Source organism: Massilia sp. BAP21 (genome assembly GCF_057801335.1).
This window is the reverse complement of the sequence record NZ_CM173596.1, coordinates 3,988,860-4,014,588: the sequence shown is the minus strand read 5'-3', so window position 1 is coordinate 4,014,588 and position 25,729 is coordinate 3,988,860. Positions and strand designations below refer to the sequence as shown.

Annotated in this window: 30 protein-coding genes and 1 pseudogene; 14 read left to right on the top strand and 17 right to left on the bottom strand. The window is 64.6% G+C overall.

The window, feature by feature from the left end:
• Positions 1-3: 3 nt before the first annotated feature.
• Positions 4-753, bottom strand: coding sequence for an RNA methyltransferase (locus ACWYRN_RS17850; RefSeq protein ID WP_488688895.1), 750 nt, complete (start codon positions 751-753; stop codon positions 4-6).
• A 173-nt stretch (positions 754-926) separates the two neighbouring features.
• On the opposite strand from ACWYRN_RS17850, the gene ACWYRN_RS17845 reads away from it, so the two are divergent.
• The 7 genes from ACWYRN_RS17845 (at position 927) to ACWYRN_RS17815 (ending at position 7,186) form a co-directional block, all read left to right on the top strand.
• Positions 927-1,706: an inositol monophosphatase family protein gene (locus tag ACWYRN_RS17845; protein WP_229439654.1), complete on the top strand. Its 780-nt coding sequence runs from the start codon at positions 927-929 to the stop codon at positions 1,704-1,706.
• A 261-nt stretch (positions 1,707-1,967) separates the two neighbouring features.
• On the top strand, positions 1,968-3,392 hold the full coding sequence (locus ACWYRN_RS17840; RefSeq protein WP_488688894.1) for a DEAD/DEAH box helicase: 1,425 nt from the start codon (positions 1,968-1,970) through the stop codon (positions 3,390-3,392).
• Between the two features lie 387 nt (positions 3,393-3,779).
• Positions 3,780-4,559, top strand: a complete 780-nt coding sequence (gene hyi, locus ACWYRN_RS17835; protein WP_488688893.1) for a hydroxypyruvate isomerase — start codon at positions 3,780-3,782, stop codon at positions 4,557-4,559.
• A gap of 80 nt (positions 4,560-4,639) precedes the next feature.
• Entirely contained in the window at positions 4,640-5,005 is a 366-nt protein-coding gene (locus ACWYRN_RS17830) for a VOC family protein (RefSeq protein ID WP_488688892.1), read from the top strand.
• 108 nt (positions 5,006-5,113) lie between these two features.
• Positions 5,114-5,971 carry a hypothetical protein gene (locus tag ACWYRN_RS17825; RefSeq protein ID WP_488688891.1) on the top strand — a complete coding sequence of 286 codons (858 nt, stop codon included), beginning with the start codon at positions 5,114-5,116 and terminating at the stop codon, positions 5,969-5,971.
• A 15-nt stretch (positions 5,972-5,986) separates the two neighbouring features.
• Entirely contained in the window at positions 5,987-6,592 is a 606-nt protein-coding gene (locus tag ACWYRN_RS17820) for a hypothetical protein (RefSeq protein ID WP_488688890.1), read from the top strand.
• Positions 6,593-6,817: 225 nt separating this feature from the next.
• Positions 6,818-7,186 carry a TraR/DksA family transcriptional regulator gene (locus ACWYRN_RS17815; protein WP_488688889.1) on the top strand — a complete coding sequence of 123 codons (369 nt, stop codon included), beginning with the start codon at positions 6,818-6,820 and terminating at the stop codon, positions 7,184-7,186.
• Between the two features lie 6 nt (positions 7,187-7,192).
• Here ACWYRN_RS17815 and ACWYRN_RS17810 read toward each other — a convergent pair.
• From ACWYRN_RS17810 to ACWYRN_RS17785, 6 genes and pseudogenes are all read right to left on the bottom strand, one after another.
• Positions 7,193-7,387: pseudogene (locus tag ACWYRN_RS17810) on the bottom strand (SDR family oxidoreductase); the annotation flags it as partial.
• A gap of 32 nt (positions 7,388-7,419) precedes the next feature.
• Positions 7,420-8,610, bottom strand: a complete 1,191-nt coding sequence (locus ACWYRN_RS17805) for an RNA-guided endonuclease InsQ/TnpB family protein (RefSeq protein ID WP_488688888.1) — start codon at positions 8,608-8,610, stop codon at positions 7,420-7,422.
• Positions 8,611-8,958: 348 nt separating this feature from the next.
• Positions 8,959-9,513, bottom strand: a complete 555-nt coding sequence (locus ACWYRN_RS17800) for a hypothetical protein (RefSeq protein ID WP_488688887.1) — start codon at positions 9,511-9,513, stop codon at positions 8,959-8,961.
• 103 nt (positions 9,514-9,616) lie between these two features.
• Entirely contained in the window at positions 9,617-10,483 is an 867-nt protein-coding gene (locus ACWYRN_RS17795) for a M90 family metallopeptidase (RefSeq protein ID WP_488688886.1), read from the bottom strand.
• A 127-nt stretch (positions 10,484-10,610) separates the two neighbouring features.
• Positions 10,611-11,366, bottom strand: coding sequence for a glutathione peroxidase (locus ACWYRN_RS17790; RefSeq protein ID WP_488688885.1), 756 nt, complete (start codon positions 11,364-11,366; stop codon positions 10,611-10,613).
• Positions 11,367-11,566: 200 nt separating this feature from the next.
• On the bottom strand, positions 11,567-12,172 hold the full coding sequence (locus ACWYRN_RS17785; protein WP_488688884.1) for a winged helix-turn-helix domain-containing protein: 606 nt from the start codon (positions 12,170-12,172) through the stop codon (positions 11,567-11,569).
• A gap of 466 nt (positions 12,173-12,638) precedes the next feature.
• Here ACWYRN_RS17785 and ACWYRN_RS17780 point away from each other — a divergent pair, with 466 nt between their 5' ends.
• Together ACWYRN_RS17780 and ACWYRN_RS17775 are read left to right on the top strand one after the other, a co-directional pair.
• Entirely contained in the window at positions 12,639-13,676 is a 1,038-nt protein-coding gene (locus ACWYRN_RS17780; RefSeq protein ID WP_229439615.1) for an OmpA family protein, read from the top strand.
• A 118-nt stretch (positions 13,677-13,794) separates the two neighbouring features.
• On the top strand, positions 13,795-14,709 hold the full coding sequence (locus ACWYRN_RS17775; RefSeq protein WP_488688883.1) for a YihY/virulence factor BrkB family protein: 915 nt from the start codon (positions 13,795-13,797) through the stop codon (positions 14,707-14,709).
• 112 nt (positions 14,710-14,821) lie between these two features.
• On the opposite strand, the gene ACWYRN_RS17770 is transcribed toward ACWYRN_RS17775, so the two are convergent.
• From ACWYRN_RS17770 to ACWYRN_RS17760, 3 genes are all read right to left on the bottom strand, one after another.
• Positions 14,822-16,090 (bottom strand): AI-2E family transporter, encoded by a 1,269-nt coding sequence (locus ACWYRN_RS17770; RefSeq protein ID WP_488688882.1) that lies wholly within the window; start codon positions 16,088-16,090, stop codon positions 14,822-14,824.
• A 49-nt stretch (positions 16,091-16,139) separates the two neighbouring features.
• Positions 16,140-16,454, bottom strand: a complete 315-nt coding sequence (locus ACWYRN_RS17765) for a BON domain-containing protein (protein ID WP_229439611.1) — start codon at positions 16,452-16,454, stop codon at positions 16,140-16,142.
• A gap of 83 nt (positions 16,455-16,537) precedes the next feature.
• Positions 16,538-17,143 (bottom strand): hypothetical protein, encoded by a 606-nt coding sequence (locus ACWYRN_RS17760; protein ID WP_488688881.1) that lies wholly within the window; start codon positions 17,141-17,143, stop codon positions 16,538-16,540.
• 216 nt (positions 17,144-17,359) lie between these two features.
• On the opposite strand from ACWYRN_RS17760, the gene ACWYRN_RS17755 reads away from it, so the two are divergent.
• Both ACWYRN_RS17755 and ACWYRN_RS17750 read left to right on the top strand, forming a co-directional pair.
• Complete coding sequence (locus ACWYRN_RS17755) at positions 17,360-17,824, top strand: outer membrane lipoprotein (RefSeq protein WP_229439609.1); 465 nt, start codon at positions 17,360-17,362, stop codon at positions 17,822-17,824.
• A 90-nt stretch (positions 17,825-17,914) separates the two neighbouring features.
• Positions 17,915-18,403 carry a hypothetical protein gene (locus ACWYRN_RS17750; protein ID WP_488688880.1) on the top strand — a complete coding sequence of 163 codons (489 nt, stop codon included), beginning with the start codon at positions 17,915-17,917 and terminating at the stop codon, positions 18,401-18,403.
• A gap of 162 nt (positions 18,404-18,565) precedes the next feature.
• On the opposite strand, the gene ACWYRN_RS17745 is transcribed toward ACWYRN_RS17750, so the two are convergent.
• The 6 genes from ACWYRN_RS17745 to ACWYRN_RS17720 all read right to left on the bottom strand — a co-directional run bounded on the left by ACWYRN_RS17745 (position 18,566) and on the right by ACWYRN_RS17720 (position 21,785).
• Positions 18,566-18,958, bottom strand: a complete 393-nt coding sequence (locus tag ACWYRN_RS17745; RefSeq protein ID WP_488688879.1) for a hypothetical protein — start codon at positions 18,956-18,958, stop codon at positions 18,566-18,568.
• Positions 18,959-18,979: 21 nt separating this feature from the next.
• Complete coding sequence (locus ACWYRN_RS17740) at positions 18,980-19,366, bottom strand: phage holin family protein (RefSeq protein ID WP_488688878.1); 387 nt, start codon at positions 19,364-19,366, stop codon at positions 18,980-18,982.
• A gap of 18 nt (positions 19,367-19,384) precedes the next feature.
• Positions 19,385-19,708 carry an ElaB/YgaM/YqjD family protein gene (locus tag ACWYRN_RS17735; protein ID WP_305822713.1) on the bottom strand — a complete coding sequence of 108 codons (324 nt, stop codon included), beginning with the start codon at positions 19,706-19,708 and terminating at the stop codon, positions 19,385-19,387.
• Between the two features lie 42 nt (positions 19,709-19,750).
• Entirely contained in the window at positions 19,751-20,290 is a 540-nt protein-coding gene (locus ACWYRN_RS17730; protein ID WP_229439604.1) for a ferritin-like domain-containing protein, read from the bottom strand.
• Between the two features lie 49 nt (positions 20,291-20,339).
• On the bottom strand, positions 20,340-21,242 hold the full coding sequence (locus ACWYRN_RS17725) for an OmpA family protein (RefSeq protein WP_488688877.1): 903 nt from the start codon (positions 21,240-21,242) through the stop codon (positions 20,340-20,342).
• Between the two features lie 156 nt (positions 21,243-21,398).
• On the bottom strand, positions 21,399-21,785 hold the full coding sequence (locus tag ACWYRN_RS17720; protein WP_488688876.1) for a DUF4398 domain-containing protein: 387 nt from the start codon (positions 21,783-21,785) through the stop codon (positions 21,399-21,401).
• A gap of 188 nt (positions 21,786-21,973) precedes the next feature.
• Here ACWYRN_RS17720 and ACWYRN_RS17715 point away from each other — a divergent pair, with 188 nt between their 5' ends.
• The 3 genes from ACWYRN_RS17715 to ACWYRN_RS17705 all read left to right on the top strand — a co-directional run bounded on the left by ACWYRN_RS17715 (position 21,974) and on the right by ACWYRN_RS17705 (position 24,725).
• Positions 21,974-24,037 (top strand): AsmA family protein, encoded by a 2,064-nt coding sequence (locus tag ACWYRN_RS17715; RefSeq protein ID WP_488688875.1) that lies wholly within the window; start codon positions 21,974-21,976, stop codon positions 24,035-24,037.
• A gap of 123 nt (positions 24,038-24,160) precedes the next feature.
• Positions 24,161-24,481, top strand: coding sequence for a BON domain-containing protein (locus ACWYRN_RS17710; protein ID WP_488688874.1), 321 nt, complete (start codon positions 24,161-24,163; stop codon positions 24,479-24,481).
• A 22-nt stretch (positions 24,482-24,503) separates the two neighbouring features.
• Positions 24,504-24,725: a YMGG-like glycine zipper-containing protein gene (locus ACWYRN_RS17705; protein WP_290424628.1), complete on the top strand. Its 222-nt coding sequence runs from the start codon at positions 24,504-24,506 to the stop codon at positions 24,723-24,725.
• A 233-nt stretch (positions 24,726-24,958) separates the two neighbouring features.
• Here ACWYRN_RS17705 and ACWYRN_RS17700 read toward each other — a convergent pair whose 3' ends face one another.
• The gene (locus tag ACWYRN_RS17700) at positions 24,959-25,690 is read right to left on the bottom strand and encodes a Crp/Fnr family transcriptional regulator (RefSeq protein WP_488688873.1); all 732 of its coding nucleotides are present in this window, start codon (positions 25,688-25,690) and stop codon (positions 24,959-24,961) included.
• Between the last annotated feature and the right edge of the window lie 39 nt (positions 25,691-25,729).

Below are 25,729 nucleotides of genomic sequence, written 5' to 3'. Positions count from 1 at the left end.
TCGCTAGCGTTTCAGGATCTGGCGCGCAATGCCGCGCAGGATATTCACTTCCTCGGTTTCCAGGCCGGTGCGCGAGAACAGCCGCTTCAGGCGCGGCATCAGCTTGCCCGGGTTGTCGGCCTTCAGGAAGCCGATCGCCACCAGCGCTTCTTCCAGGTGGGCATACATGCCCTCGACCTGGTCGAGGCTGGCGGCGTCGCCATGGAAGCCGACCGGGGTGGCCGGCAAGGCGTCGCCCACCGTCCCCATCCGGCATTCGTAGGCCAGCACCTGGGCCGCCTGCGACAGGTTCAGCGAGGAATAGGCAGGATTGGCCGGAATGTTGATCAGCACATTGCAGTCTTCGACGATCCCGTTCGGCAAGCCAACCCGCTCGTTGCCGAAGATGAGCGCCGGCCGCAGGTCCTGTTGCGCGGCGATGTGCCCGGCAAAGTTGCGCGGCGTCCACACCGGGGGCGAGAATTCGCGCAGCCGCGCCGACACTGCCGCCGCGAAATTGCAGCCCTCCAGCGCCTCGGCGATGCTGCCGACGATGCGCGCCTGCGACAGCACGTCGAGCGCGCCGCTGGCAAAGGCCACCGCTTCGGGATCGGTGAGCGGGTCGGCGCAGCGCGGCGCCACCAGCACCAGTTCCGAAAAACCCATGGTTTTCATGGCGCGCGCCACCGAGCCGACATTGCCGGCGCGGCTGGTTTCGACGAGCACGAAGCGCAGGCGGGAAAAAAGAGACGTGTCGGTTTCGGTCGGGTTCATTTAAAATAGCGCCATCGCGCGGCGCGAACAGGTAGATTCTGGTCCCAAGGGCCGGGATTCTAACGGGTTCGGCGCCGCTTTGCTCTTTAATTCATTTGTTTCCGACGGTTCACGGCGCCACGTTGCGCGGTGGGCGTCAGCATTTTTTTACGGAAAAAGCTTACATGCACCCAATGCTTAACACGGCCATCAAGGCCGCTCGCCGCGCTGCCACAGTCATCAACCGCGCGTCTTTCGATCTGGACCGCGTTACCGTTTCGGAAAAACAACACAACGATTTCGTCACCGACGTCGACCAGGCTTCCGAGCAAGCCATCGTCGAAACCCTGCTCAAGGCCTACCCTGACCACGCCATCCTGGCCGAAGAATCGGGCGCCTCGCGCAATCTGAACGACGAAAGCGAATACGTCTGGATCATCGATCCGCTCGACGGCACCACCAACTTCCTGCACGGCTATCCTAACTACTGCATCTCGATCGCGCTGCAGCAGCGCGGCGTGATCACGCAGGCCGTGGTCTACGACCCGGTGCGCAACGATTTGTTCACCGCCACCAAGGGCGCCGGCGCCTACCTGAACGACAAGCGTATCCGCGTCAAGAACAACGACCGCATCCTGAAATCCCTGTTGGCCGCCGGCCACGGCCCCGACCCGCGCGCGCTGGCCGAATACCTGCGCATGTACGAAGTCGTCGCCTCGCGCTGCCACGGCGTGCGCAGCGCCGGCTCGGCCGCGCTGGAACTGGCGAACGTGGCCGCCGGCCGCGTCGACGGTTACTTCGAAAAGGGCCTGAAGATCTGGGACATCGCCGCGGGTTCGCTGCTGGTGACCGAAGCCGGCGGCATCGTCGGCGAGTTCAACGGCGAATCGCAATACCTGAACAAGGGCGACATCATTGCCGCCGGCCCGAAGGTGTTCGCGCAGATGGTGCCTTTGATGGTCCCCTTCGCGTAATTTCATAATCGCGTAAAATAGATGGATTGCAGGCCGCCGGCGCAGCACGCGCAGGGCGGCCTTTCAAGCATGCATTTCCACACTGCAACAAACCCACTATAATCGGTTCCGGGTCTGGCGCTTATCGTTCGACATGAGGTTCGACATGAGGCTCAACATCATGCTCGACATGTTCGACGCTGCACCGGTATTGCCTTGAACTGCCCATCCGATCCTGGCGCCGCTTGCGCCGGCGGCGGAATCAACTTCACCAGAGAATCTATGTCATTTGCTACCCTCGGCTTGTCCGACGCTATTGTTCGCGCAGTCACTGAACAAGGCTATACCACGCCGACCCCGATCCAGGCCCAGGCGATCCCTGCGGTGCTGGGCGGCGGCGACCTGCTGGCCGGCGCACAGACCGGCACCGGCAAGACTGCCGGCTTCACGCTTCCCCTGCTGCAGCGCCTGTCGACCGATGCGGTCGGCGCCGCCCTGAAAAGCAAGACTTCCCCACGCGCCGTGCGCGCCCTGATCCTGGCTCCGACCCGCGAACTGGCGGCCCAGGTCGAGGAAAGCGTGCGCCTGTACGGCAAGTACACCAACCTGAACTCGGCCGTGATCTTCGGCGGCGTCGGCATCAACCCGCAGATCAAGCTGCTGAAACATGGCGTCGACATCCTGGTCGCCACCCCGGGCCGCCTGCTCGACCACGTCGGCCAGCGCACCGTCGACCTGTCGAAAGTGGAAATCCTGATCCTGGACGAAGCCGACCGCATGCTCGACATGGGCTTCATCCACGACATCAAGAAAGTGCTGGCGATCCTGCCGCCGAAGCGCCAGAACCTGCTGTTCTCGGCCACCTTCTCGGACGACATCAAGGCCCTGGCCGACAAGCTGCTGGACAACCCGGCCTCGATCGAAGTGGCGCGCCGCAACTCGACCGTGGAAGTGATCGCACAGAAGATCCACCCGGTCGACCGCGACAAGAAGCACCCGATGCTGTCGCACCTGATCAAGGAAAACGACTGGCACCAGGTGCTGGTATTCACCCGCACCAAGCACGGCGCGAATAAACTGGTCGAGCAGCTGGGCAAGGACGGCATCGGCGCCATGGCCATCCACGGCAACAAGAGCCAGTCGGCCCGCACCAAGGCCCTGGCCGAGTTCAAGGACGGCAGCCTGCAGGTGCTGGTGGCCACCGACATCGCCGCGCGCGGCATCGACATCGACCAGCTGCCGCACGTCGTGAACTACGACCTGCCGAACGTGCCGGAAGACTACGTGCACCGCATCGGCCGTACCGGCCGCGCCGGCGCCACCGGCGAAGCCGTGTCGCTGGTCTGCGTCGACGAGCACCAGATGTTGAAGGACATCGAAAAGCTGATCAAGCAGACCCTGCCGCGTCACGTGATCCCGGGCTTCGAGCCGGACCTGAACGCCAAGGCCCAGCCGATCCAGCTGCGCAGCGGCGCGCCGGGCCATGCCAACCGCGGCGGCCGTCCAGGTGGTGGTCGTGGTGGTCAGGGCCAGGGACGTAGTGCGGGCGCGGGCAATGGCAACGGTGGCCGTCCGGCAGGCGGCGGTGGCAACGGTGGCCGTCCGGCGAGCGCCGGCGGCAACCGTGGCGGCAATGGTGGTAACGGCGGCGCCAGCCGCGGCCCGCGTACCGGTGCGGCGCCACGCCAGGGCGGGCGCGACCGTTAATCGGCGCTAGCGTTTGCTGAGAAGGACAGGACCGGGATGCTGGCCTGTCCTTTTTTGTTGGCTCACGAAGTATGTTAACCTCAACCGTACGGTGGGCACTCCGTGCCCACGCGGAACGTGATGCAGCGTTATCGTCCGAGCGCGGCGTTACCACCGTGTGCGCCATCGGAAAGCGCTCGCGGCATGCCCGAGGATGCGCCGGCGACACGCGGCTACCCGGGTTCTAAGCATGCAATCACCATGCCCGCTTCCGCGTGGGCACGGCGTGCCCACCGTACGGTTGCCAGCGCCACCGCAAAAAATGCCCCCTCCCACACGATTGCCCCACCCCGGCAACTTTTCACCCCGAATGCTACGATAGCGGGCTGTCAACATCCGGGACCCGCCATGCCACGATTCGCCGCCAACCTGAGCACGCTGTTCCCCGAGCTCAGCTTCCTCGACCGCTTTGCCGCCGCGCGGTCGGCCGGCTTCGATGCCGTGGAATTCCTCTTCCCCTACGCCTGCGAGCCGGAATGGATCACCGGCCGCCTGGCACGCTACAACCTGCAACCGGTCCTGCACAACTTCCCGCCAGGCGACTGGGCGGCCGGCGACCGCGGCATGGCCTGCGATCCGCGCCGCATCGGCGAATTCCAGGACAGCGTCGAACTCGCCCTCGATTACGCCGAAGAACTCGGCGTCAAGCAGTTGCACTGTATGGCAGGCAAGATTCCGCCCAACGTGCCGCACGAACGCGCCCACGCCACCTATGTCGCCAACCTGCAATTCGCCGCCGCTAGACTGAAGGAAAAAGGCCTCGCCCTGCTGATCGAGCCGATCAACGACCGCGACATGCCCGGTTACTTCCTCACCGGCTCGCGCCAGGCCGCGGCCGTCATCGAGGAATGCGGCGCCGAGAACCTGTTCCTGCAGTTCGACATCTACCACATGCAGCGCATGGAGGGCGACCTGGCCAACAGCCTGCGCACCCTGTTGCCGCTAATCCGCCACATCCAGCTGGCCGACGTGCCCGGCCGCCACGAACCGGGCACCGGCGAGATCAATTACCCCTACCTGTTCCGCCTGCTGGACGAACTCGGCTACGGCGGCTGGATCGGCTGCGAATACAACCCGCAAGGCGATACCGCGCAAGGCCTGGGCTGGCGTACGGAACTGGCGGGCTGACCGGCTGTCAGAAAAGGTAGAGCTGGACAAGCCCCGCGGCTTGATGCACGATTGTTCCAAAATCAACTAAAGGGACCGCCATGATCCAGGGACTGCGCACCGTCATCTACCCCGTCACGCAATTGACCGAGGCCACCGAGTGGTACCGCCGCGTGCTCGACAAGGCGCCTTACTTCGAGCAGCCCTTCTACGTCGGCTTCGAGGTCGGCGGCTTCGAGCTGGGTCTGGTTCCCGACGGCGTGCCCGGCAGCGCCGGCGCCACCGCCTACTGGGGCACGCCTGACGCCGGGGCCGAGGTGGCGCGCCTGGAAGGGCTCGGGGCCACGGTCGAGTCGCCGCTGGAAGACGTGGGCGACGGCATCCGGGTCGCCACCATCCGCGATCCGTACGGCAACCTGTTCGGCATCATCGAGAATCCCCACTTCGACCTGGCCAAGGTCGCGTAAGGCGCAACACCGTCAGCGAATGAGTTGACCAACTGCAACGCCGCGGTAGACGGCGTTTGCCAGAATGGGTACTTTCCGGCCGGCATCTTCGCCGTTCGAAAGGACCCGATGAACACTTCCCGTCTCGTCGCCACCGCCGTACTGGGCCTGAGCCTGTTCCTGGGCGGCTGTGCGGCCACCAACGGTCCCGTCAGCCTGACCGAGGTGCGCGAATTCGCCGACGCCTCGGCGCGCCTGGGCGGCTATGCCGAGCTCTCGCGCCGCTACCGCGACACCTACGAGCGCGAACAGCCCTACCTGCCTGCCGCCGCCGACAAGCTGGCGCGCGAGAACGATGCCAAGCGCCGCGCCGTGTACGAGGACTTCGTCAGCGTGCAAAAGGCGGTAGTGCTCTACATGCAGACCCTGAGCCTGCTGGCCGGCGACACCCGCTACGACCTGTCGGAACGCATCGACGACCTCGGCAACGGGCTGAAGGCGAACACCGAATCCGGCCTGCAACAGCGTCATATCGCCGCCTACACCGGCCTGACCCGCCTGCTGACCCGGGTGATCGCCTCGGGCTACCAGAACCGCAGCGTGGAAACCATGGTGCGCGACGGCGACGCCGACGTGCAGGTGCTGCTGGAGGCCATGATCTCGCTCACCCGCCTGTATTACAAGACCAACGAAAATGAAAAGAAGACCATCCTCGGCATCTTCGACGTCGAGCTGCCGTTTAACAACAAGACCGGCGACCGCATGCTGGTCACCCTGGCCAAGGTGCATTACCTGAACAAGGCCAGCGAATACAAGCTGATCGACCGCCGCTACGACTTGGCGCTGCAGGGCCTGACGAAAGTCGCGCTCGGCCACCAGAAGCTGCGCGAGAACCTGCACAAGCTGTCCGAGGCAGATGTGCGCCGCATGCTGGGCAATTACGCGCGGGATTTGCGGATGATCCGCGACGGCCTGTCGAGCGACTGATCCGAAGGAGATGCGATGGAAAACGAGAATGGGGCAGCCGCCGGCGCGGCCAGGGACAAGGGTGCGGCACCCGATGCGGCACCGGACGCGGCCATGGATGGCGGCGCGGCATCCGCTACGGCAGCCCCGGCCATGGCGGGTGCGGCGGCCCCGGCGACGGACCAGGGCGGCGGCCTGGCCAGCGTCCAGCAGATCGTCGAGCTGGCGGATCAATTGTCCGCCTGCGCAGACCAGCTGCACGATCGCATCATGCGCGACATCCGCGCCTACCAGGGCGGTACCGTACCGGATGCGGTACAGGCCGCCGCCCGCGCCCTGCTCGAGGACGAAGTGATCCTGCGCCAGCGCGCCAACGGCCTGTACGCCGACGCCGCCACCTACACCGTGAAGTCGCTCGGCAAATCGCAGCGCGGCGTGATCGCCCTGACCACCGAAGCGGCGGAAAAGATCCGCAAGATCACCCTGATCGGCGACATCACCGGCCTGGTCGGCGGCCTGCTGCAGCTGGCAGGCGCCGCGGCCACCGGACAGGCCGCCTCCATCGTTGGCGCGCTCGACAAGATCCGCGCACACATGGCGGCGATCGAGGCCAGCAAGACGCCGGCCAGCAAGCCCGCCTGAGCCGCTCAGCCATCCGATCCACTTCAAGCGCCCGCGGCACATCAGCCGCCCGGGCCGCCGCAGCGGGCGCACGCGTGCGCCCATGTTCTTCCCGCCCGCATCGCGCTACACTGTCCCCACACCATCACCGGGGAGTGCGCAATGGACCGCTTTCCTTTGCTTCAGGCCAGCATGCAGCCTGCGCAACGCCTTGCCGCGCTGCGGTCCTGAATGCACGCCCCTGCCATGGCCACCCTCGACCAAGGCCAGCTGGCGCAGTTGCGCGCCACCCTCGAGGCCCGTCTTGCGGCGCTCAACGGCCTGAACGACGTTGCCGAATCGCCCCCTGCGGGCGGGCGCGACCTGCCCGTGTCCGAAGTCGAAACCTCGCCCGCCGACAAGGCCACCGTGCGCCTGCTGAACGACCTCGCGCTCGAAGCGGCCGGGCACAATGCGGCCCAGATGCAGGTGCTGCGCCAGGCGCTGGCCAAGTTCGAGGACGGCGGCTACGGCCTGTGCGAGGAATGCGGCAACGACATCGGCTATTCGCGCCTGCAGGCCCGCCCCGAAGCGCGCCTGTGCATTGCCTGCCAGACGCGCTTCGAGAAACGCTAGGCGCAGTCAGCGAATATGCTGGCCGCCATTAATGGCAATGTCGGCGCCGGTCACGAAGCCGGCCGCCTCCGATGCCAGGTAGGCGACCAGGGCCGCCACTTCGTCGGACTCGCCCAGGCGCCCCACCGGAATCTGCGGCAGGATTTTCGTCTGCATGATCTCGGCCGGCACGGCGCTCACCATCTTCGTGCGCAGGTAGCCGTTCTTCCAAACTTACGCAAAGCTAGCCATCGCTAACTTTTCTGTTGGATTCCTGATTCACCGGGGCCGGTTTCGCTCTGCACATGGAGCACAGGGCCAGCGCCTTCCCCTCCACAGGCCGACACGGTGGAACTCACCGCCATGTTTCTCAGGTTGATTGCCGCGTTGACATCGCGGTCATGCAGCGTTGCGCATCCAGGGCAGGTCCACTGGCGTACATCGAGGCTGAGTGCATCAAACTTGCAACCACAGCACGAACAGGTCTTGCTGCTGGGGTACCAGCGACCGATGACGATCACCTGGCCACCGCGCCGCTGCGCTTTGTACACGAGCTGGCGGCGCAGTTCGGCAAAGCCCATGTCGACTATCGCACGTGACAGGCAGCGGTTGCCGAGCATGCCCTTGACGTTTAAATCCTCGATGCCGATGGTGTGAAAGCGCCGGGTGATACTTGCGCTGAGCTGGTGCAAGCCGTTCGCGCGCACGTTGGCGATCCTGGCGTGCAAGCGAGCCAGTCTGGCTTTTGTCTTCTTGCGATTGCACGAGCCTTTCACCTTGCGCGACAGAGCGCGTGACAGACGACGCAGGCGATCCAGCAAGGTTCGCAATGCCTTGGTTCCAGCCACTTTTTCTCCCGTCGACAAAGTGGCCAGGCTCCTCACTCCGAAGTCGATGCCAACCGCGCTTTGGTTTTCAGCTAGCGGCATCTGCGCGTCGGAGATGTCGATGCTGATGCTGGCATACCAGTGGTCGGCCGTGCGTGAAACGGTCGCAGAGACAATCCGTCCTGCGTAGCGCAAGGTCTCACGCATCCTTAGCCATCCTAGTTTCGGAATACGGATGCGTTTCCCATCGACCTGGAACTGGTCGTTGGTCAATGTGAACCGATCGTTGATGCCCTTGCGCCGGAGCCTCGGGTAGCGCGCCCGTTTTTCAAAGAAATTCTGGAAAGCGCGGCCCAGTTGCATGATCGCCATCTGGGGCGCATTCTTCGTCACTTCCAGCATCCACGGGAATTGCGTGCGCTTGATGGCGTTGAGCTGGCGTCGCAGCGCCGCTTCGTTTGGTTTGGGCAAGGCTGCGTTGAGTTTGCATGCTTCGAATTGCCGTCCCCATTCGGCCAGGGCCCAGTTGTAGGCAAACCGGGCGGTCCCGGCTGCACGCGCCAGATACGTTGCCTGCACCTTATTGGGGTCGATCCGAATACGATGGGCCAAGATCATCGCGCCTCCTTTAACCCCTATTTGACACCGTCGATCAGTTTTTGGTTCAGATGACTGCGCCTGTCGCTCAGCTGGGCAGAAGACCACAATACAAGTGCTTTCACGTGTGGTCGTGAGGAGAACAATCTTATCCATCCTGGATAAGATTGCGTATGTTCAGACAAATTACCGGGAACTACTAAAAACCCTTGTCGACGGCCAAGCGGCCGAAACAAACATGTCTAGGAGCGCGGTTCTCGTAGACATTGAGCTGGATCAAATGCATATACTGAACGGCGCGCTTGCGGTGCGCCCGAAAACAGGTTCGCTGACTCTCGGGTCAACGCCCGGTGAACGCTCGGTGAAGGCTCAGTGCACAATATCCGGCGGCTGCGATGGGTCGAAATCGGCCCAGTCGCCATCCACGATGTTCCCGCGCGCCCGTTCGATCTGCACCGCACCCAGCTTGCGCAACACTTCGACGGCGCGCCCCTCGTCGCCGGCATCGTCAAAGGCGACGGCCACCAGCATGCCCGCCTTGCGCTGCTCGACCGGCGCGCGCCCGCCCTCCTCGTGCTCGCCGGCTTCCTTCATCTTGGAAAAGCTGAATAGCGAACCGACGTGGGCGCCGACCAGGCCGCCGACGATCGGGCCGGCCGGGCCGGTGAGCGGCACCGTGGCCGTGCCGACGGCCGCGCCAATGGCGCCGCCGGTAGCCGCGCCCTGCACCACCCCGGTCGGGGTTTCCTTGGCGCCCGGCGAATGGAGGTTGTCGCCGCCGATCGGGGTCATGTCGTGCTGGCCGGCCTGGCTCAGGTAGAACGCGCTGATGCGCTCCTGGCTGAAGCCGGCCTCGGCCAGGGCACGGCGCGCGACGTCGACCTCGTCCTGGAGTTCGAAGTGTCCTGCAATGATGGTAGACATGGGATTCTCCTGCGTCTGTAATGACAACAGGATGCTCCTGCTGGGCTGCTCAATCTGTACGCAAACGCACGTAGTCTGGGGCGCCTCGCGCTCCAGGACATGTCTACTGCCATTGCCCGTACACCATGCCATAGTCCGGCACGGGCGCCGGCGGCGCGCTCCAGGCGCGCGGATCGACCCGGTAATACTTCAGGAATTCCTCGAACAGGGCCGCGTGGCGTTCGGCCAGGCGGTGCGGCTGCTCGAAAAAGGCCTCGGTGGCCACCGCGAAGAACTCGGCCGGATTGGTGGCGCCGTAATGGTCGAGCACCCCCTGCTGGCCGAACCAGGCATTGTGGCGCAGGGCGGCGAAGTCGCGCGACAGCACTTCCGACCAGCTGCGGTAGCGCTCGGCGCTGCCCAGGTAGGGCGCGCCGTTCGTGCTGCCGGATTCGCTGTCGAGCTGGTGGGCGAACTCGTGCAGCACGACGTTATGCGAAGGCGGCTCCTCGTTGTCGCTGCGGCGCACGTGGTCCCAGGACAGGATCACGCGCCCGTCGCCCCAGGATTCGCCCAGCAAATCCTGGCGTTCCTCGCTGACCACCCCGGCTTCGTCGACCTGGCGCCGCGGCACCAGGAAGGCGCCGGGATAGACCAGCACCGAATGCAGGGTCGGGTAGACCAGCTCGCCCCTGGTGCCGAGCAGAAGCAGGCAGGCCTGGCCGGCGATGGTCACCCGCATTTCGTCGGTGATCTCGAGGCCGGCGCAGCCGACGAAGGTCTTTTCGTGCAGGAAGCGGCGCACCAGGCGCTCCAGGCGGGTGCGCTGGGCGGCGTCCATGCCGCCGTATTGCTCGACATTGCGCGCCAGCGTGTCCAGCGCCTCCTGCGGCAAGGGCCGGGCCAGCGCGCGGTGCAGGCGCCAGCGCGGGATCGCCCAGGCCAGCAGGCCCGCGGCCACGAGTGCGGAAACGGTCAGCAGGGCTTCCATCAGCGCGTCCTGTCAAATGAGCTGTCGAATAAGCTGTCGAATAAGCTGTCAAACAAGCCATCCATCAAGCTGCCCGACGTGCCCGCAAGCACGCTGCCGCACACCTTGCCCGATAAAGCAGGGCCTCTCACGCGGCCGCCGTGCGCTGGGCCAGGTGTGCATCGAGCTCGTCGGCGCCGCCGATCAGGCGCCCGCCGATGAAGACCTGGGGCCAGGTGATGTGCCCGCTCACGGCGCGCAGCACACTGATATTGATCTTCTGGCTCTGGGAAATATCCGTAAAACGCAAACGGTGGCGTGCCAGCGCCGCCTTGGCGCGTGCGCAGAACGGGCAGCCGGGGCGCGAGAACATGACGATCGGTTCCGGCGCCACGGCCTGCGGGTTGATGTGCCTGAGCATGGTGTCGGCATCGGACACGGCAAAGGGATCGTCGTCGCCCTCTTCTTCGATGAAAATCTTCTCGATCACGCCGTCGCGCACCAGCATCGAATAGCGCCACGAGCGCTGGCCGAAACCGAGATCGCGCTTGTCGACCAGCATGCCCATGCCGCGCGTGAAGTCGGCATTGCCGTCGGGGATGAAGGTGATCGCGTCCGCGTCCTGGCCATGCCGCCATTCGTTCATCACGAAGGCGTCGTTGACCGAGATGCAGACGATCTCGTCGACACCGTTATCGTGCAGCACGGCGGCCAGTTCGTTGTAACGCGGCAGGTGGGTCGAGGAACAGGTAGGCGTGTAGGCACCGGGCAGCGCGAAGACAACAACGGTCTTGCCCTTGAACAGCTCGTCGCTGCCCAGGTCTTGCCAGACGTCGTTCGGGCGGATCTTGAACGTGACACTCGGTACTGGTTTGCCTTCCAGCGATTCGGCACTCGGCAGCATGGGGTTCCTTTCTGTTATCAGGATATCCGCCGCAGGTGGGGCTTGTTGGCAGGTTTTCAACTGGCCGGCAATGACCAACCACTCGATGTAAACGGCAAACGCCGCACTGGGCGGCGTTTACTTGACGACAGCGATCGTCGATTCAGGAAGGGCGCCACGGGTCTCCACCGCTGCGCACTTCCGGCAGGCGCCGGAGCGCGTTACTTGCCAACCTGGCCAGGTGCCGGGCCGAACAGGGCGGCGACCAGCGGATCGCGGGCGACCGGGCTGCGGTTCACGCGGATCGCGTAGTGGGTGTCGTCGGCCAGGATGTGGAAGTGGCGGCCGCTGCCGGCCATGCTCTGCTCGCGCAGGCCAGGACGTTCCTTGCGTGGGGCGGCGCCTTCGCGCTTCGGCTGGCAGATGGCGGCCAGGAAGGCTTTCACGCGTTCCTGGTCGGGGCAGATCTGGTACACGGCCTTGCCCAGGTAGGTGGCGGTGCCTTCGATGTAGCGGGCCAGTTCGATGACGCCGGCTTCGCGCAGGTCGCGGATGTACTTGCGGGCGCCGGACGGCGAGAATTTCAGGAACCATGCGATCTCGTCGGCGAGCATCTCATGGGTCGACAGTTCGTTGATGAGCTTTTGCATGTTCTCGATCCGGCGCTGGGTGGCCGAGGTAGACCGCACACGCTCGATCGGCGCCAACGAAATCGGGGCGCGTTCGGTCGGTTGGGGCGGCACGCGTTCGATCAGCGCTGAGTTGCTGGAAGTGTGCACTGCGCCGTGTTCGCCTTGCACCGCGTTGTGATGGGTCGTTGCATGCATGTTGGTGTACTCCGTTGAGATAGAGAGAGACTGTGTGGTCCGGGTCGCTGTGTGTCTGTCTGACACCCTGACAACACCTTGGGTTCCGCTTAACTGGCCACAAGATTGCCTGCGTCAGACTGTCCGGTCTGTGCGCCAGCCCACATTGGTAAAATTCCATGAAGAATTTCGACAAGCATGGAACTTGTCAAAAATCAAATGAACTCGAGAAAAATCGCGTTTGTTGTACGATTACAACGGATCATGAAGAAATTAGAAAGTTTCCTCCAATTAAGTTAAATCCGCTTTCCCTCTATATAGAGCAAATGTGAAATCAAGCTGTCAACGTTGCGGTTTTGTCACTCAGCAGTACTCATAGGTGCGCTAGCGCACGGACCCTCCGGAACTCGGCCTCGTATTCTTCACTCCAACATCACTGTCAAGGCACGCGATGTCACCCTACCTTTTCAACTTATGGGAGTTTCCTGTGAATAATTCGAAGAAGATCGCCCTGGCCGTCGCAATGCTCTGCGCCGCCGGCACCGCGCTGGCTCAAGAAGCGTCTGAGATCATTAACCCGTCCTGGTACATCCAGCCTAGCGTTGTCGGCATGAAGCCTGACAGCAACTTCGGCGTGGACGACAAGGACTGGGGCGGCGGCCTGAAGTTCGGTAAGGCCGTGCACCCGTACTGGGACATCCAGATCGGTGCCACCCAGGTCCGTACCGAAGACGGTGCTGCACGCTATCGCCAGACCCTGGTCGGTGTCGATGCGCTGCTGATGCTGTCGCGTAAACAGTTCCGCCCATTCATCCTGTTCGGCGTCGGCGCCGAGCGCGACAAGGTTGAAAACGCTCAGCGTTTCGTCAGCAAGAACTCGCCATATGCCACCGCCGGTATCGGCTTCCAGGCAAGCCTGAGCCCACAGTGGTCGCTGCAGGCCGACATCCGTTCGGTGCGCGGCTTCCTGCGTGACGACGAACGCTACGGCTTCGAACAAAGCAACAACAAGTACGTCACCGTCGGCCTGAACTACGCGTTCAACCCGCCGCCAGCACCACCGGCACCGGCTCCAGCACCAGTCGTCGAAGCCCCGGCTCCGGCACCGGCACCGGTCGCTCCGCCGCCACCACCGCCAGCACGTTTCGAAAAAGTGACGATGTCGGCAACCGAACTGTTCCAGTTCGACAAGGCTGAGCTGCGCATGCCACAGACCCGCCTGGACGAGATCGCCATGGCCCTGCAAGCCGACACCAGCATCACCAACGTCGACATCACCGGCTACACCGACCGCCTGGGTTCGGACAGCTACAACCAGAAGCTGTCGGAGCGCCGCGCCAACGCCGTGCGTGACTACCTGGTCAGCAAGGGCATCGACGGTAGCCGCCTGAACGCCATCGGCAAGGGCGAAGCGAATCCTGTCGTCGAGTGCAACGACAAGAAACGTGCAGACCTGATCAAGTGCCTGGAACCGAACCGCCGCGTCGAAGTCGAGCAGATCACGATCGAAAAACGCGTGCAGTAATCCGGTCAGCCGGCAGGGGCAATGAGATCGACATTGCCCCTTCATCCGGACGTCCCAGGACGTCCGGCTCAAGGGGCCTCGTGCCCCTTTTTCTTTTTCCCTTTTTTGGAGATCCGGTATGGCCGTCAAACAATGGTTCCCATATTCACGCCAGATCATCCATGTGATGAAGTGCGCCGTCAGCGAATGGCTGGAGCACCGCGCCGCCAGCAAGGGCGCCGCACTGGCTTACTACACCCTGTTCTCGCTGGCGCCGATCCTGGTGCTGGTGATCGCGATCGCCGGCTTTTTCTACGGTGCCGAAGCGGCGCAGGGACAACTCTTCAATGAATTGCGCGGCCTGGTCGGGGCGCAAGGCGCCGATACCATCCAGGCAATCCTGGCCGGCGCCCGCAACAAGGACAGCGGCCTGATGGCCACCATCATCGCCACCGTGCTGCTGCTGGTCGGCGCCACCTCGGTCTTTGCCGAGCTGAAGGACAGCCTGGACGAGATCTGGGACGTGCCGCCGCCGAAGGATGCCAGCTGGTGGGACACGGTGCGCACGCGCCTGCTCTCGTTCGGCCTGATCCTGGTGCTGGGCTTCCTGCTGATGGTGTCGCTGGTCGTGAGCGCGGCGATGGCCGTGGTCGAAAATTATTTCGGCGGCATGTACAAGGAAGCGTCGATCATCGTCGGCTGGATTTCCTCCTGCATCAGCTTCCTCGTCATCGCCACCCTGTTCGGGACGATCTACAAACTGCTGCCGCGCGTCCACCTGTCCTGGCACGACGTGACCATCGGCGCGCTCGGCACGGCAGCCATGTTCACGCTGGGCAAATACGGTATCGGCCTGTACATCGGCAACAGCGGCGCGGCCAGCAGCTTTGGCGCGGCCGGCTCGCTGATCGCACTCCTGCTCTGGGTGTACTACTCGGCGCAGATCTTCTTCCTCGGCGCCGAGTTCGCGCGCCAGTACGCGCTGCAGCTGGGCAGCTTGCGGCACAAGCCGAAGGAAGAGACCGGGGCCAAGAAGGTCAAGCGCATGAGCTGAGCGCCTGGCCTGCACGTGTCACAGCCGCGCTGCGTCGCGGCTGTTTTTGTTTGTTGGATCGAGGAAGACGTTCGTTCGGGATCGGTTGTTGTGGTGGGTTCGAGAACCCACCCTACTCCCCGAGCAGCTCCGCCAGGGCTTCCATGCCCTCGACGCGCTCGGCCACCACCTTCAGCACCACCACCACGGGCACGCCGAGCAGCAGGCCCCACATGCCCCACAGCCAGCCCCAGAACAGCAGGCTGACGAACACGGCGGCCGGGTTCATCTTGGCGATCTTGCCGGTCATCCAGGTGGTGACGACCATGCCGACCAGGGTGGCAATCCCCATCGAGGCGCCGGCCACCAGGATCACCATGCGCAGCGACTCGAACTGCATGAAGGCCACCAGGCCGGTAGCCGAGGTGATCAGCAAGGGACCGAAGTAAGGCATGATGTGGGCCACGCCGGCGAAGATGGCCCAGGCGCCGGCGTTTTCCAGGCCGATGGCGCGCAGCGCCACCCACATCAGCAGCGCCAGCAGGATGTTCGTGACCAGCAGCATGAACATGTAGTTCTGGATCGAGGTGTTGATGTCGTCCAGGATGTGCACGGTCACTTTCTTGCGCGTGAGCGAGGGCCCGGTCAGCTTGACCAGCTTGCGCTTGAAGGTGTCGCCGGCCAGCAGCAGGAAGAACACGAGGAACACGACCATGGTCGACTGGGTGACGAAGGAAGCCAGGCCGACCGAGCCGGCCAGCAGCCAGTCGGTGATGCGGAAACTCGAGGAGTGCTGGGCCGCGACCGTGGGGCGGCGCTGGATCAGGCGCGGGTTGGCGCCGACGTTGGCGGTGGCCTGCTCGATCTCGGCGGCGGCCTTTTGCACGCGCTGGATGGTCGAGCCCTCGCCGCCGGTGGCGCTGGTGACGAGCTTGGTCACCTTGTGCGTGAGCGTCGGCAGTTCGTCGAGGATGTTGAAGAATTCGTCCTGCAACCGGTACATGGTCGCGCCCATGCCGCCCAGCAGCACGCCGGTGACGATGGTGGCGCCGATCAGGCGCGGGATGCGCAGGCGCTCGAGCCAGCGCACGACCGGACTCAGGGTGTAGGCGATGAAGATGCCGAGCAGGAGCGGCACGAAGAATTTTTGCGCCCATTGCAGCGCGAAGACAAAGGCCACGGTGGCCAGGATGCCCAGCGACAGCCCTCGGGCGTTCACATGGACGGGAAGACGCAGGCCGCCGGCATGCAGGGCCAGGTCGTCGGGATGATGCGGATGGCCGGGAGAAGACGGCTCGAGGGAGTCCGGCCTGACGGCGTCTGCCGCGAATGCCGGAGTTCCCTCGGGGGCGGCGGAATGGTTTGGCTCGGCTGCTGCCGAGCCCGGTCTGGCGAGTTGCATGTGTTTGCCGAATGTTAGTCGCCGGACCGCGCCGCCCCGGCTGCGTGGATTACTTCACGCGGATATCGTTCTTGACCGAGCTTACACCCTTCACGCCGCGGGCGATCGCGACGGCTTTCTGCGCATCGCCGGCATCGGACACGAAGCCCGACAGCTGGACGTCGCCCTTGAAGGTTTCGACATTGATTTCGGTTGCCTTGACGTTCGAGTCGGCGGCGAAGGCAGCCTTCACCTTGGCGGTGATGACGCTGTCGTCGACGTATTCGCCGGCGCTTTCCTTTTGCGGGCCGGAAGCGCAACCGACCATGGTGAAGGCGAGTGCGCCGGTGAAGACAGCGGTGGCCAGGCGTTGGGTGATTTTCATGATGTATCCCTTTCTTTCGTTGGTCAAAAAATATTCACTGCGTCGTATGTTTACTGCTTGCTCACTGCGAGCGGGCCGGTACGTCACTTGCCGTACGCGGTTTTTGCGGCCTGGACACATTGGTCCTTCGCCGCGCCGGCAAACGCATCGCACTTCTGCAGTGCGACCCGGTATTCAGCCGTCAGTTTGTCTTCGCGCGCATTGCTGCGCGCCTCGATCATCTTGCGGTCCGCGGTGGCATCGGCCTGGGCGGCGACCAGGGTCGCCTTGGCCTGCTTGATGCACACGTCGCGGTCGTTGCCTGCCAGCGCGCCGCAGCGCGCCTTGTCGCGCGCATGGTTGGCGTCGGCGATGCGCATGCGGGCCTGGGTATAGGCCTTCAGGGTGTTCTTGTAGGCGGCGCCGGCTTCTTCCTCGGTGCGCACGCGCTCGGCCTTGGCTTCGGCCTCGCACACGTCGTGCGGGTTGCCGCTCAGGCTGTCGCAGCGCGCCCGCGCCGCCTTGTAGTTGGCGGCGGCCGTGTCGCGCGCCCGTTCGTAGGCCGTCTCGGCGTCGGGTACCGGCGTCGTGTTCGCGCTTGCCGCCGCGGTGGCGGCCGGCGTGGCCGGCGTCGTGACGGCCTGGGCACGGGCATGGCCGACCCACAACAGGGCGGCGCCGAGGATCAGCAGGGCATGCGTATTTTTCATTCTTATCGTCATGTTCTTCGAGTGCTCCGTTTGTGCTCTATTTGTCAACACAGATGATGTTTTACGCTCCTTGACCGGGTATTTCTGTACGGTGTCGAACACAACAGCGTGATACTGCTCAGCATTAGCAACTCGGCAACAGTGAGTGCGTCATCGCACAGACCCCCTGCCCCGCACTGCCTATTCTGGCCATACATCATTTGCCAGGAGAACAATATGAAAGCTACCCGCACCCTTGCAGCTGCGGTCGTCGCAGCCAGCGCCGTCCTCGCCGGTTGCGCCAGCAACGGCCCTTCGTACGGCAACAATGGCTACAACAGCGGCTACAACAACACCGCCTCGATGGGCTACGGCACGATCGAGTCGATCCAGGTGACCCAGGCCGAGAACCGCACCAGCGGCGGCGGCGCCGTGGCCGGCGCACTGATCGGCGCCCTCGCGGGCAACCAGGTCGGCAGCGGCAGCGGCCGTACGGCGGCTACGGTGGCCGGCGGCGTGGCGGGTGCCGCCATCGGCAACAATGTCGAGCGCAACCGGAATGCCGGCAATGGCCAGGAGATGTACCAGGTGAACGTGCGCATGGACAACGGCGAATACCGCACCGTGGTCCAGGACAGCGTCTACGACCTGCGCGTGGGTAACCGCGTGCGCCTGGTCGACGGCCGCGTCTACCGCTACTAAGACCGTATCCGGGAGCGCTCCCCGGCTCCCTCATTGTCGAAACGCCCACGGGCCGGCCTGCGCCGGCCCGCATTCTTTGTGGAGGTCATCATGAAGCTTCGAACGATCGCCGGACGCGCCATGCTCGGCGCCTGCCTCGCCGCCGCCGCACCCCTCGCCCTGGCCCAGGCCAGCACCGACGCCAACGTGCCGCCGGCCGCGGCCAGCAAGCAGGCGCGCGAGATCGCCCAGGGCGACCCGGTGCGCTGGTACAAGGAAGACACGACGCGCCAGGAACGCCTGCGTACGCGCACCAAGGAAATCGGCGCGGCATTGGACGAAGCGAAGAATGCCTGCAAGGCGGGGCCTGCGGCAGAGCGCCAGGCTTGCCTGAAGACTGCCCAGGCGACCTGGCAAAGCGAAATGAAAGCGGTGCGCGCCGAGGCGCCGGTGCAGGCTGGCGCCGGCAGCGCGGGTTCGAGCAATGCCGGTTCCAGCAACGCGGGCAGCGCGGGCGCCGGCAGCACAGGTTCCGGCAGCACGGCCAACGCCGGCGCGGGACAGGCCGCAGCCGCCGGGAATACCACGGTGGGGCGCTGAGCCAGCCTGCAGGCCATCGGCAAAAAAAGACGGCGCCCAATCAAGGATTGCGACGCCGCTCAAGCCCCACCATATTCTTTCGTCGACGCCGCGAGGATCGGGCTTGCCAGGAGCGCAAACGGGTTGCGCGCCCCGGGCAAGCCGCATGCAACGCGGCCGTGCTCAGGATACTTCGCGTGCTGCCCGGCGCTTCTGCATGAACCAGCCTACTACACCCAGCAGTACCGCACCTGCCAGCGCCTGCTTGCCCATGCGCCGCTGGCGCACGAAGTTGAAGACAGCCAGGCCGTACGGCATCAGGACCGAGATGCTGGTGCCCGTGGGTTTCAGCAGAGCATCAGCCCTGGCCCGCAGTGCCCATGTCGCGTGGTCGAAAGCAGAATGTAACATGACTTCGGGCCGCGCGCCGTGTTTCACTTGTGCGCGCGCGTACGCCACCCCGGCACGGTAGAACTCGCCCTCGCGCAGCAGCTCGGCCTTGCGGGTTGCAGGGTCGCGGCTGTGCTTGTGACCGGCCAGGCCGGTTGGTTCGTCGTTATGATGATGCTTGTCCATGTTCCCTCCCCTGGTAGACGCTTACAGCAGTGCGTCGCGGTCGTTGCGCAGTTCGTTCATCGTTTCCGGGAAGGCGAGCTTGCCCTGCTTGAGCATCGCCATTCCGCGCATCACCAGCACAGCCGTGATGACGAGGAACACGAGGAACAGCACCAGCAGGATCTTCCAGCCCATGGCGTCCCAGGCCAGCGCCACGATTGTCGCGGTGCCGTAGGCCAGTGCGAACCACACGGCGAGGATCGCGCCGGCGAAGACCGCCAGCAACTGAATCGCGTGGTTGCGCACTTCCGACAACTCGAGTGCCGCTAATTCCACGCGGGACACGATGAGGCCGAACAGGTTCTTCGCCAGGCCGGAGATGCCGCCCATGAGTCCGGGACCATGTACAACGGTGTCGGTCTTTTCCATGGCGCTCTCCGACGTGTGTTATTTACGACCCAGGACGATGCCGACCAGCAGGCCGACGCTGGCGGCAGCAACGACGGTGCGCCATGGGTTGTCTTTTACGTAGACATCGGCCGTGTGCGCCAGTTCCTTGCTCTTGACGACAGCTTGACCCTGGTACTGGCTGGCCTTGCCCATGGCGCGGTCCAGCAGTTCCATGCCGCGCGAACGCAGCTCGTCGGCCTTGTCACCAGTCAGCGAAGCGGCTGCGCTCAGCAGCGACTGCGCATCCTTGACCAGGACTTTCATGTCGGCATTCGCGTCCTTCAGGCCGTTGTCGATCGAGCGGGCGGTGGTGTCTTGCATGATGTACTCCTGTTGTTGATTATGGGGTTGGATAAAACGTGGTTACGGCACGAGGAAATCGCGCATGTCATCGGCATGCTCTTCCTCGACGGCGAGGATTTCGGTGAGCATCTGGCGCGTGGTCGGGTCCTTGTCGCCGATCGCCTGGATCATCTGGCGGTAAGACTCGATGGCCACGCGCTCGGCGATGAGGTCGGCGCGCACCATGGCCTGGGTATCGTCGGAATCGTCGTACTCGGCATGCGAACGGGCCGTCAGCGTGGCCGGGTTGAAGTTCGGTGAACCGTTCAGTTGCACGATGCGCTCGGCGATGCGGTCGGCGTGGTCCTGCTCCTGCTGGGCGTGTTCCAGGAACTCGGCCTTCAGGGCGCCGTTGTTCGGCCCGCTCACCGTGTAGTAGTGGCGCTTGTAGCGCAGCACGCACAGCAGCTCGGTGGCGAGCGCATCGTTCAGCATGGCGATGACGGCTTCGCGGTCGGCCGCGTAGCCATCGGTGACGGCGCCTTCGTCGATGTTGGCGGCGGCGCGGCGGATGGCTTCGATGTCGAAGCCGTGCGCCAGGGGCTTGCCGGACTGTTCCATGATGATTCCTTTACCTCGGCTCATTTACTTCAACTAGGGGGCCGCCCGCTCAGCGTCCGGCAGTGCGCTGCGGAATCGGCGCATTGCCGTTCGACAGCACGATCTCGACACGGCGGTTCAACTGGCGGTTGCCGGCCGTGTCGTTGCCTGCGACCGGGAAGGCTTCGCCATAGGCCTTGGTCGCGATGCGCTGGCGCTCGACGCCCATTTCGGCCAGGGCCGTGGCGACCGCGTTGGCGCGGCGCTGCGACAAGTCCTGGTTGAAGCTCGAGCTGCCGGTGCTATCGGTAAACCCTTCGACCAGCACGGTACGCTCCGGGTTCTGCTGCATCACCTCGGCGAGCTTGCGCAGGGTCGAGGTTCCGTTCGGCGTGAGGGTGGCCTGGCCGGTCGCGAACAGCACGTCGCCGATGGTGACGACCATGCCGCGCTCGGTCTGCTTGGCATGCAGCTCGACCAGCATCGCTTCGAGCTTGGCGGCGCGCTCGGCCAGGGCGCGGTTCTGGTCGGCGGCGGCGTTCGCCTGCTGCTGGGCGGCCAGGGCGGCAGCCTGTGCGGCTTCGGCTTCGCGCTTGGCGCGTTCGGCTTCGGCGGTGCGAGCTTCCAGGCGCACGGCGTTGCGCTCCACCGAGGCGTTCGCGATGTTCGCTTCGGCGGCCTTGGCGCGCGCCACTTCCTGGGCGGTGGCGATCTTCTGCTTGGCCACATAGGCCAGGCGGTCGATGTCTTCCAGGCTTTCCTTTTTCGCGGCAGCGGTATTGGCGCGGTCGAGCGCGGCACTGGCATCGCGGAATTCCATCGGCGCGTAGGTCGAGACTTGCGGGTTGTTATTTGCGGAAACGAAATCGGCGCGCGCCTGGTCCAGGGTCGGCGTGGTGGTCGGCGTGCTGCTGCAGGCGGCCAGCAGGATGGCGCTGGCGAAGACGGCCGGTTTCAGGAAACGGTTTTTCATGTTCTTGCCCTCCTTGTCGTTGGCGCCGCATGGCGCATGGGATCGCGGTGCGCCGGCATGCGCGGTGCGGCGCTGTCATGGTGTGCTGCACGGATGTGCAGGCGTACTGCATGGCGGACGGCGCGCGCATGGCGGCCACCGTCCTCCTCATTACCCTTACTGCGAGTTTGCGCGCTCGACTTCCTGGCGCAGCACGCGCAGGTCTTCGTTCAGCGCGTCGGAAGCAGCCGTGGCCTTGGCCGAGTTCGCCTTGCTCTGCGCCAGTTGCGCATCGGCCTGGGCCTGCATCGCCAGCTCGCGCGCCAGCTTGTAGTCGCGTGCGGCCAGGGCTTCGTTGGCACGCATCATCTTGGCGCGCGCCGCGGTGATCTCGGCCGGGGCCAGCTCGGCGGCGCCCGCCTGCACGGCGTTCTGAACTGCATTGCGCGACACCGCGACATCGGCGGTGGCCGGCGCTTTCTGGCTGGCGCAACCGGTCAGTACCAGCATCGCTGCCAGGGCAGCACTGCCAAATACACGCTTCATCGGGAATTGCTTGTCCATCCTGTTCTCCTGTTTATGTGAGGAAGTTGTTAACGTTATAAGCTTGTTATGAGACGAGTTCGGTACGCTAGCGCACACTGACCACCGATCGCAATGCTCATCCGTTTTCAGCGTGCGACACCGCACATTGATGACCCTTGCCTTTGCGCTAAGCTGGCTTCAACACTGACACCCAGCGAAGGATCGTCATGCCAGACACCACCACTCCCCAGCACGGCACCGTCAAGCCCCACAACGGCCGCCGCAAGAAAATCATCCTCAGCGCAATCGGCATCCTGGTTGCGATCCCGGTCATCGCCGTCATTTTCATCCTGACCTTCGACTGGAACAAGGCCCGCCCCTGGCTGAACGCCAAGGTCAGCGAAGCCATCGAGCGCCCGTTCGCCATCCGCGGCAACCTGAACGTGGAATGGGAAATCCCCGCGCGCAGCATGGCGCCGGGCGACCGCAACCTGCGCGACTGGATCCCCTGGCCGCACCTGATCGCCAACGACGTCCACGTCGGCAACCCGGCCCACATGAAGCAGGCCGACATGGCGGCGGTGAAGCAGTTCTCGTTCTCGCTGAACCCGCTCGGCCTGCTGCACCACACGATCGGCATTCCCGTGCTGCGCTTCGATGCGCCGCGCGTGGACCTGGTGCGCACCGACGCCAGCCACTACAACTGGGTCTACAAGAAAGAGGAAAAGGAATCGAAGTGGAAGCTCGACCTCGAGCGCGTGGTCCTGACCGACGGCGTGGTGCGCTTCGTCGACGCCGTCACCAAGGCCGACGTCACGGCAAATGTGCGCACCCTGGCCAACGATCCGAAGTACGGCATCAGCTTCGAGGTCGGCGGCAGCTACAACGGCGCCCCGGTCACGGGCGGCGGCAAGGTCGGCCAGGTGCTGTCGCTGAAGGACCAGAATGTGCCCTACCCGGTCCAGGCCGACATGCGCAGCGGCCCCAGCCGCATCGCGATCGAGGGCACCGTCACCTCCCCGGCCAAGCTGAAGGCGGTCGACCTCCAGCTGGAACTGGCCGGCCGCAGCATGGCGCGCCTGTATAACTTTACCGGCATCACGCTGCCGGAAACCCCGGCCTTCTCGACCTCCGGCCGCCTGCGCGGCGAGCTCGACCGTGAATACGGGCGCTGGACCTACGAGGACTTCAAGGGCAAGGTCGGCAGCAGCGACATCCACGGCAAGCTGGTCTACGAGGGCGGCAAGCCGCGCGGCAAGCTGTCGGGCAACGTGGCGTCGAACAAGCTGGTGTTCGAGGATCTGGGCCCGCTGGTCGGCGCCGACTCGAACGCGAGCAAAAAGGCGCGCGGCGTGGAAGCCGTGCAGCCGGGCGGCAAGGTCTTGCCAGTGGAAGAGTTCCGGACCGAACGCTGGAAAGCCATCGACGCCGATGTGAAGTATGCAGCGGACAAGATTGTCCGCGAGAAGACCTTGCCGATCAGCAAGCTCTCGGCCCACCTGATCATGAAGGATGGCGTCATCACCCTGGCGCCGCTCGACTTCGGCGTGGCCGGCGGCACGCTGCGCTCGACCATTCGTCTGGATGGCAGCGGCGCGGCCGGCAACACCATCGCGGCCACGGCCAAGGTCTCGGCGCGCCACATCCAGATCAAGCAGCTGTTCCCGACCATCGAGCAGATGCAGGCCACGGTCGGCCAGGTGAACGGCGACGCCCAACTGTCGGCCACCGGCACCTCGGTCGCGTCCCTGCTCGGCACCTCGAACGGCGAGGTCAAGGCGCTGGTGAACCAGGGCACGATCAGCAAGATGCTGCTCGAGATGGCCGGCCTGAACGTGGGCAACATGGTGCTCACCAAGCTGTTCGGCCACAAGCCGGTGGAACTGAACTGCCTGGCCGCCGACTTCGACGTCAAGAAGGGCGTGATGCAGTCGCAGGTGTTCGTGGTCGATACGAAAGAGGCGATCATCAACGTCAGCGGCAACGTCAATCTCGGCAACGAAGGCATGGACCTGACGGTGAAACCCGAGACCAAGGCGCTGCGCCTGTTCACGCTGCGCGCCCCGCTGTACGTGCGCGGCACCTTCAGCGATCCGGATGTGTCGGTCGACAAGAAGACGCTGGCCCTGAAGGCGGGCGGTGCGGCGGCCCTGGCGACCATCGCGGCGCCGGTGGCGGCCCTGCTCCCGCTGATCAATACCGGCCCTGGCGAGAACAGCGACTGCGCTAAGCTGGTGGCCCTGGCGAATGCCAAGCCGACCGCGCCGCCGCCCGGCAAGACGAAGAAATAATGTAAAAAATGTAAAACCGAAGGCAGGGCCAGCCACAGTGTGTGTTGTCGAACAGACTGCATTTGTGTGCTGGCCTATTCTGGACCTATCGCCGAAGTGAAAAGCGGCATTCGAGGAAACTGCATGACGTACTGGAAACCGGCCGTGGCCTTGTTCGCGGTCCTGGGCTTCGGAAGCATGGCCAGCGGCTGTGTTTCCTCCGGCAATGTGCCGGGACGAATTGAGGCCCGGGCCGTGGACGACGCGACGATCACGACCGGCGTCCAGGCAGCCATCGGCAAGGCGCCGGAGCTGCGGGCAGCGGACATCGATGTCGCCACCCGCGAAGGCATCGTCAGGCTGAGCGGTTTCGTCAGCTCGGCAGAGAATGTGGCAACCGCAGCGTCGGTTGCGCGCACCGTGAAGGGCGTCAAGTCGGTACACAACGACCTGCGCCTGAAGTAAAACCCCACCCAAGGAGATCATTATGAAAACCATCAAACAACTGGCAGTGAGCGCAACCATCGCAACCCTGGCCCTGGGCCTGACCGGCTGCGCCGGCATGTCGCAGCAAGACAAGAACACCGCCATCGGCGCCGGCGCCGGTGCAGTGGTCGGTGGCGTCCTGACCGGTGGCTCGGCCGTCGGCACCGTGGGTGGCGCAGCCGTCGGCGGCGTGATCGGCAACCAGACCGGCAAAACGAACTAAATCGTTTTCAGCCCGATGCGACAACGCCCCGCTTGCGGGGCGTTGTTGTTTGTAGTGCCGTAGGGTGGTCGGCTATACCCGGCTGGTGGATGACCACGCTGCCTGAACGCCGCCCACGCGTTCAAACCTACGATGACACACCGCGACGGATTGGAAGTTCGTTGAACGCGTGGGCGGCGCACCGGCCACGTGACCGCACACGAAAGGGTGTAGCCGACCACCCTACAATGCGCTCAGACGAATGCGCTCGACAATGCCCCGACCGAGGCATCCTTGACGATCTCGTAGCAGGTGCAGGCGGCCGCGGCCAGCCCGGTCGGGTCGAGGATCTCGATGTTGCCGCGGCTGTAGATGATCAATCCCTGCTGTTGCAGCGCGCTGGCCGCTTTCGTTACGCCGACCCGGCGCACGCCGAGCGCATGGGCCAGGAACTCGTGCGTGAGGTGGAATTTGTCGGATTGCAGGCGGTCGCGCGTGATCAGCAGCGAGCGCGCCAGGCGCGCCTCGAGCACGTGGAAGCGGCTGCAGACGGCGATCTGGATCGCCTGCGCCAGCAGGGTGTCGGTGTAGCGGTAGAGCACGCGCTGGAGCGCCGGATTGCGTGCGAACTCGGCGCGGAAATCGCTGCTCGTCATGCGGCTGGCACTGCCGGGCCGCTGCACCACCGCGCGCACCTGAGCCGTCTGGTGGCCGAGCGCGACGGTGGCGCCGAGCATGCCTTCGCGCCCGACCAGGCCGACCTCGAGCGTGAGACGCCCGCCGGCCACGCCGAGCAGCGAGATCAGGCAATCGTGGGGGAAGTAAATGTGATGGAAAGGCTCGCCCGCTTCGGACAATACCTCTCCCGCCTCGACCTTTACCTGGTCGAGCATCGGCAACACCTGGGCCAACTCCTGCGGCGGGAGCGCGGCCAGCAGCAGATTGGCGTTGTGCTCGGCGACGTCGTGGGAAGCGGCAAAATTCATCGGACCCTCGTAGTAGGCTGCACGCGTCCCGCCTCGGGT

What these genes read in the sequence shown, in the direction of transcription:
- ACWYRN_RS17785 (WP_488688884.1), bottom strand. Translation starts at nt 12,172, where the DNA reads ATGCATGCAACGACCCATCACAACGCGGTGCAAGGCGAACACGGCGCA.
- ACWYRN_RS17775 (WP_488688883.1), top strand. Translation starts at nt 13,795, where the DNA reads ATGGCCGTCAAACAATGGTTCCCATATTCACGCCAGATCATCCATGTG.
- ACWYRN_RS17740 (WP_488688878.1), bottom strand. Translation starts at nt 19,366, where the DNA reads ATGGAAAAGACCGACACCGTTGTACATGGTCCCGGACTCATGGGCGGC.
- ACWYRN_RS17800 (WP_488688887.1), bottom strand. Translation starts at nt 9,513, where the DNA reads ATGTCTACCATCATTGCAGGACACTTCGAACTCCAGGACGAGGTCGAC.
- ACWYRN_RS17760 (WP_488688881.1), bottom strand. Translation starts at nt 17,143, where the DNA reads ATGAAAAATACGCATGCCCTGCTGATCCTCGGCGCCGCCCTGTTGTGG.
- ACWYRN_RS17730 (WP_229439604.1), bottom strand. Translation starts at nt 20,290, where the DNA reads ATGGAACAGTCCGGCAAGCCCCTGGCGCACGGCTTCGACATCGAAGCC.
- ACWYRN_RS17770 (WP_488688882.1), bottom strand. Translation starts at nt 16,090, where the DNA reads ATGCAACTCGCCAGACCGGGCTCGGCAGCAGCCGAGCCAAACCATTCC.
- ACWYRN_RS17845 (WP_229439654.1), top strand. Translation starts at nt 927, where the DNA reads ATGCTTAACACGGCCATCAAGGCCGCTCGCCGCGCTGCCACAGTCATC.
- ACWYRN_RS17700 (WP_488688873.1), bottom strand. Translation starts at nt 25,690, where the DNA reads ATGAATTTTGCCGCTTCCCACGACGTCGCCGAGCACAACGCCAATCTG.
- ACWYRN_RS17815 (WP_488688889.1), top strand. Translation starts at nt 6,818, where the DNA reads ATGGCCACCCTCGACCAAGGCCAGCTGGCGCAGTTGCGCGCCACCCTC.
- ACWYRN_RS17710 (WP_488688874.1), top strand. Translation starts at nt 24,161, where the DNA reads ATGACGTACTGGAAACCGGCCGTGGCCTTGTTCGCGGTCCTGGGCTTC.
- ACWYRN_RS17750 (WP_488688880.1), top strand. Translation starts at nt 17,915, where the DNA reads ATGAAGCTTCGAACGATCGCCGGACGCGCCATGCTCGGCGCCTGCCTC.
- ACWYRN_RS17725 (WP_488688877.1), bottom strand. Translation starts at nt 21,242, where the DNA reads ATGAAAAACCGTTTCCTGAAACCGGCCGTCTTCGCCAGCGCCATCCTG.
- ACWYRN_RS17805 (WP_488688888.1), bottom strand. Translation starts at nt 8,610, where the DNA reads ATGATCTTGGCCCATCGTATTCGGATCGACCCCAATAAGGTGCAGGCA.
- ACWYRN_RS17755 (WP_229439609.1), top strand. Translation starts at nt 17,360, where the DNA reads ATGAAAGCTACCCGCACCCTTGCAGCTGCGGTCGTCGCAGCCAGCGCC.
- ACWYRN_RS17745 (WP_488688879.1), bottom strand. Translation starts at nt 18,958, where the DNA reads ATGGACAAGCATCATCATAACGACGAACCAACCGGCCTGGCCGGTCAC.
- ACWYRN_RS17735 (WP_305822713.1), bottom strand. Translation starts at nt 19,708, where the DNA reads ATGCAAGACACCACCGCCCGCTCGATCGACAACGGCCTGAAGGACGCG.
- ACWYRN_RS17795 (WP_488688886.1), bottom strand. Translation starts at nt 10,483, where the DNA reads ATGGAAGCCCTGCTGACCGTTTCCGCACTCGTGGCCGCGGGCCTGCTG.
- ACWYRN_RS17715 (WP_488688875.1), top strand. Translation starts at nt 21,974, where the DNA reads ATGCCAGACACCACCACTCCCCAGCACGGCACCGTCAAGCCCCACAAC.
- ACWYRN_RS17765 (WP_229439611.1), bottom strand. Translation starts at nt 16,454, where the DNA reads ATGAAAATCACCCAACGCCTGGCCACCGCTGTCTTCACCGGCGCACTC.
- ACWYRN_RS17705 (WP_290424628.1), top strand. Translation starts at nt 24,504, where the DNA reads ATGAAAACCATCAAACAACTGGCAGTGAGCGCAACCATCGCAACCCTG.
- hyi (WP_488688893.1), top strand. Translation starts at nt 3,780, where the DNA reads ATGCCACGATTCGCCGCCAACCTGAGCACGCTGTTCCCCGAGCTCAGC.
- ACWYRN_RS17825 (WP_488688891.1), top strand. Translation starts at nt 5,114, where the DNA reads ATGAACACTTCCCGTCTCGTCGCCACCGCCGTACTGGGCCTGAGCCTG.
- ACWYRN_RS17830 (WP_488688892.1), top strand. Translation starts at nt 4,640, where the DNA reads ATGATCCAGGGACTGCGCACCGTCATCTACCCCGTCACGCAATTGACC.
- ACWYRN_RS17840 (WP_488688894.1), top strand. Translation starts at nt 1,968, where the DNA reads ATGTCATTTGCTACCCTCGGCTTGTCCGACGCTATTGTTCGCGCAGTC.
- ACWYRN_RS17820 (WP_488688890.1), top strand. Translation starts at nt 5,987, where the DNA reads ATGGAAAACGAGAATGGGGCAGCCGCCGGCGCGGCCAGGGACAAGGGT.
- ACWYRN_RS17790 (WP_488688885.1), bottom strand. Translation starts at nt 11,366, where the DNA reads ATGCTGCCGAGTGCCGAATCGCTGGAAGGCAAACCAGTACCGAGTGTC.
- ACWYRN_RS17850 (WP_488688895.1), bottom strand. Translation starts at nt 753, where the DNA reads ATGAACCCGACCGAAACCGACACGTCTCTTTTTTCCCGCCTGCGCTTC.
- ACWYRN_RS17720 (WP_488688876.1), bottom strand. Translation starts at nt 21,785, where the DNA reads ATGGACAAGCAATTCCCGATGAAGCGTGTATTTGGCAGTGCTGCCCTG.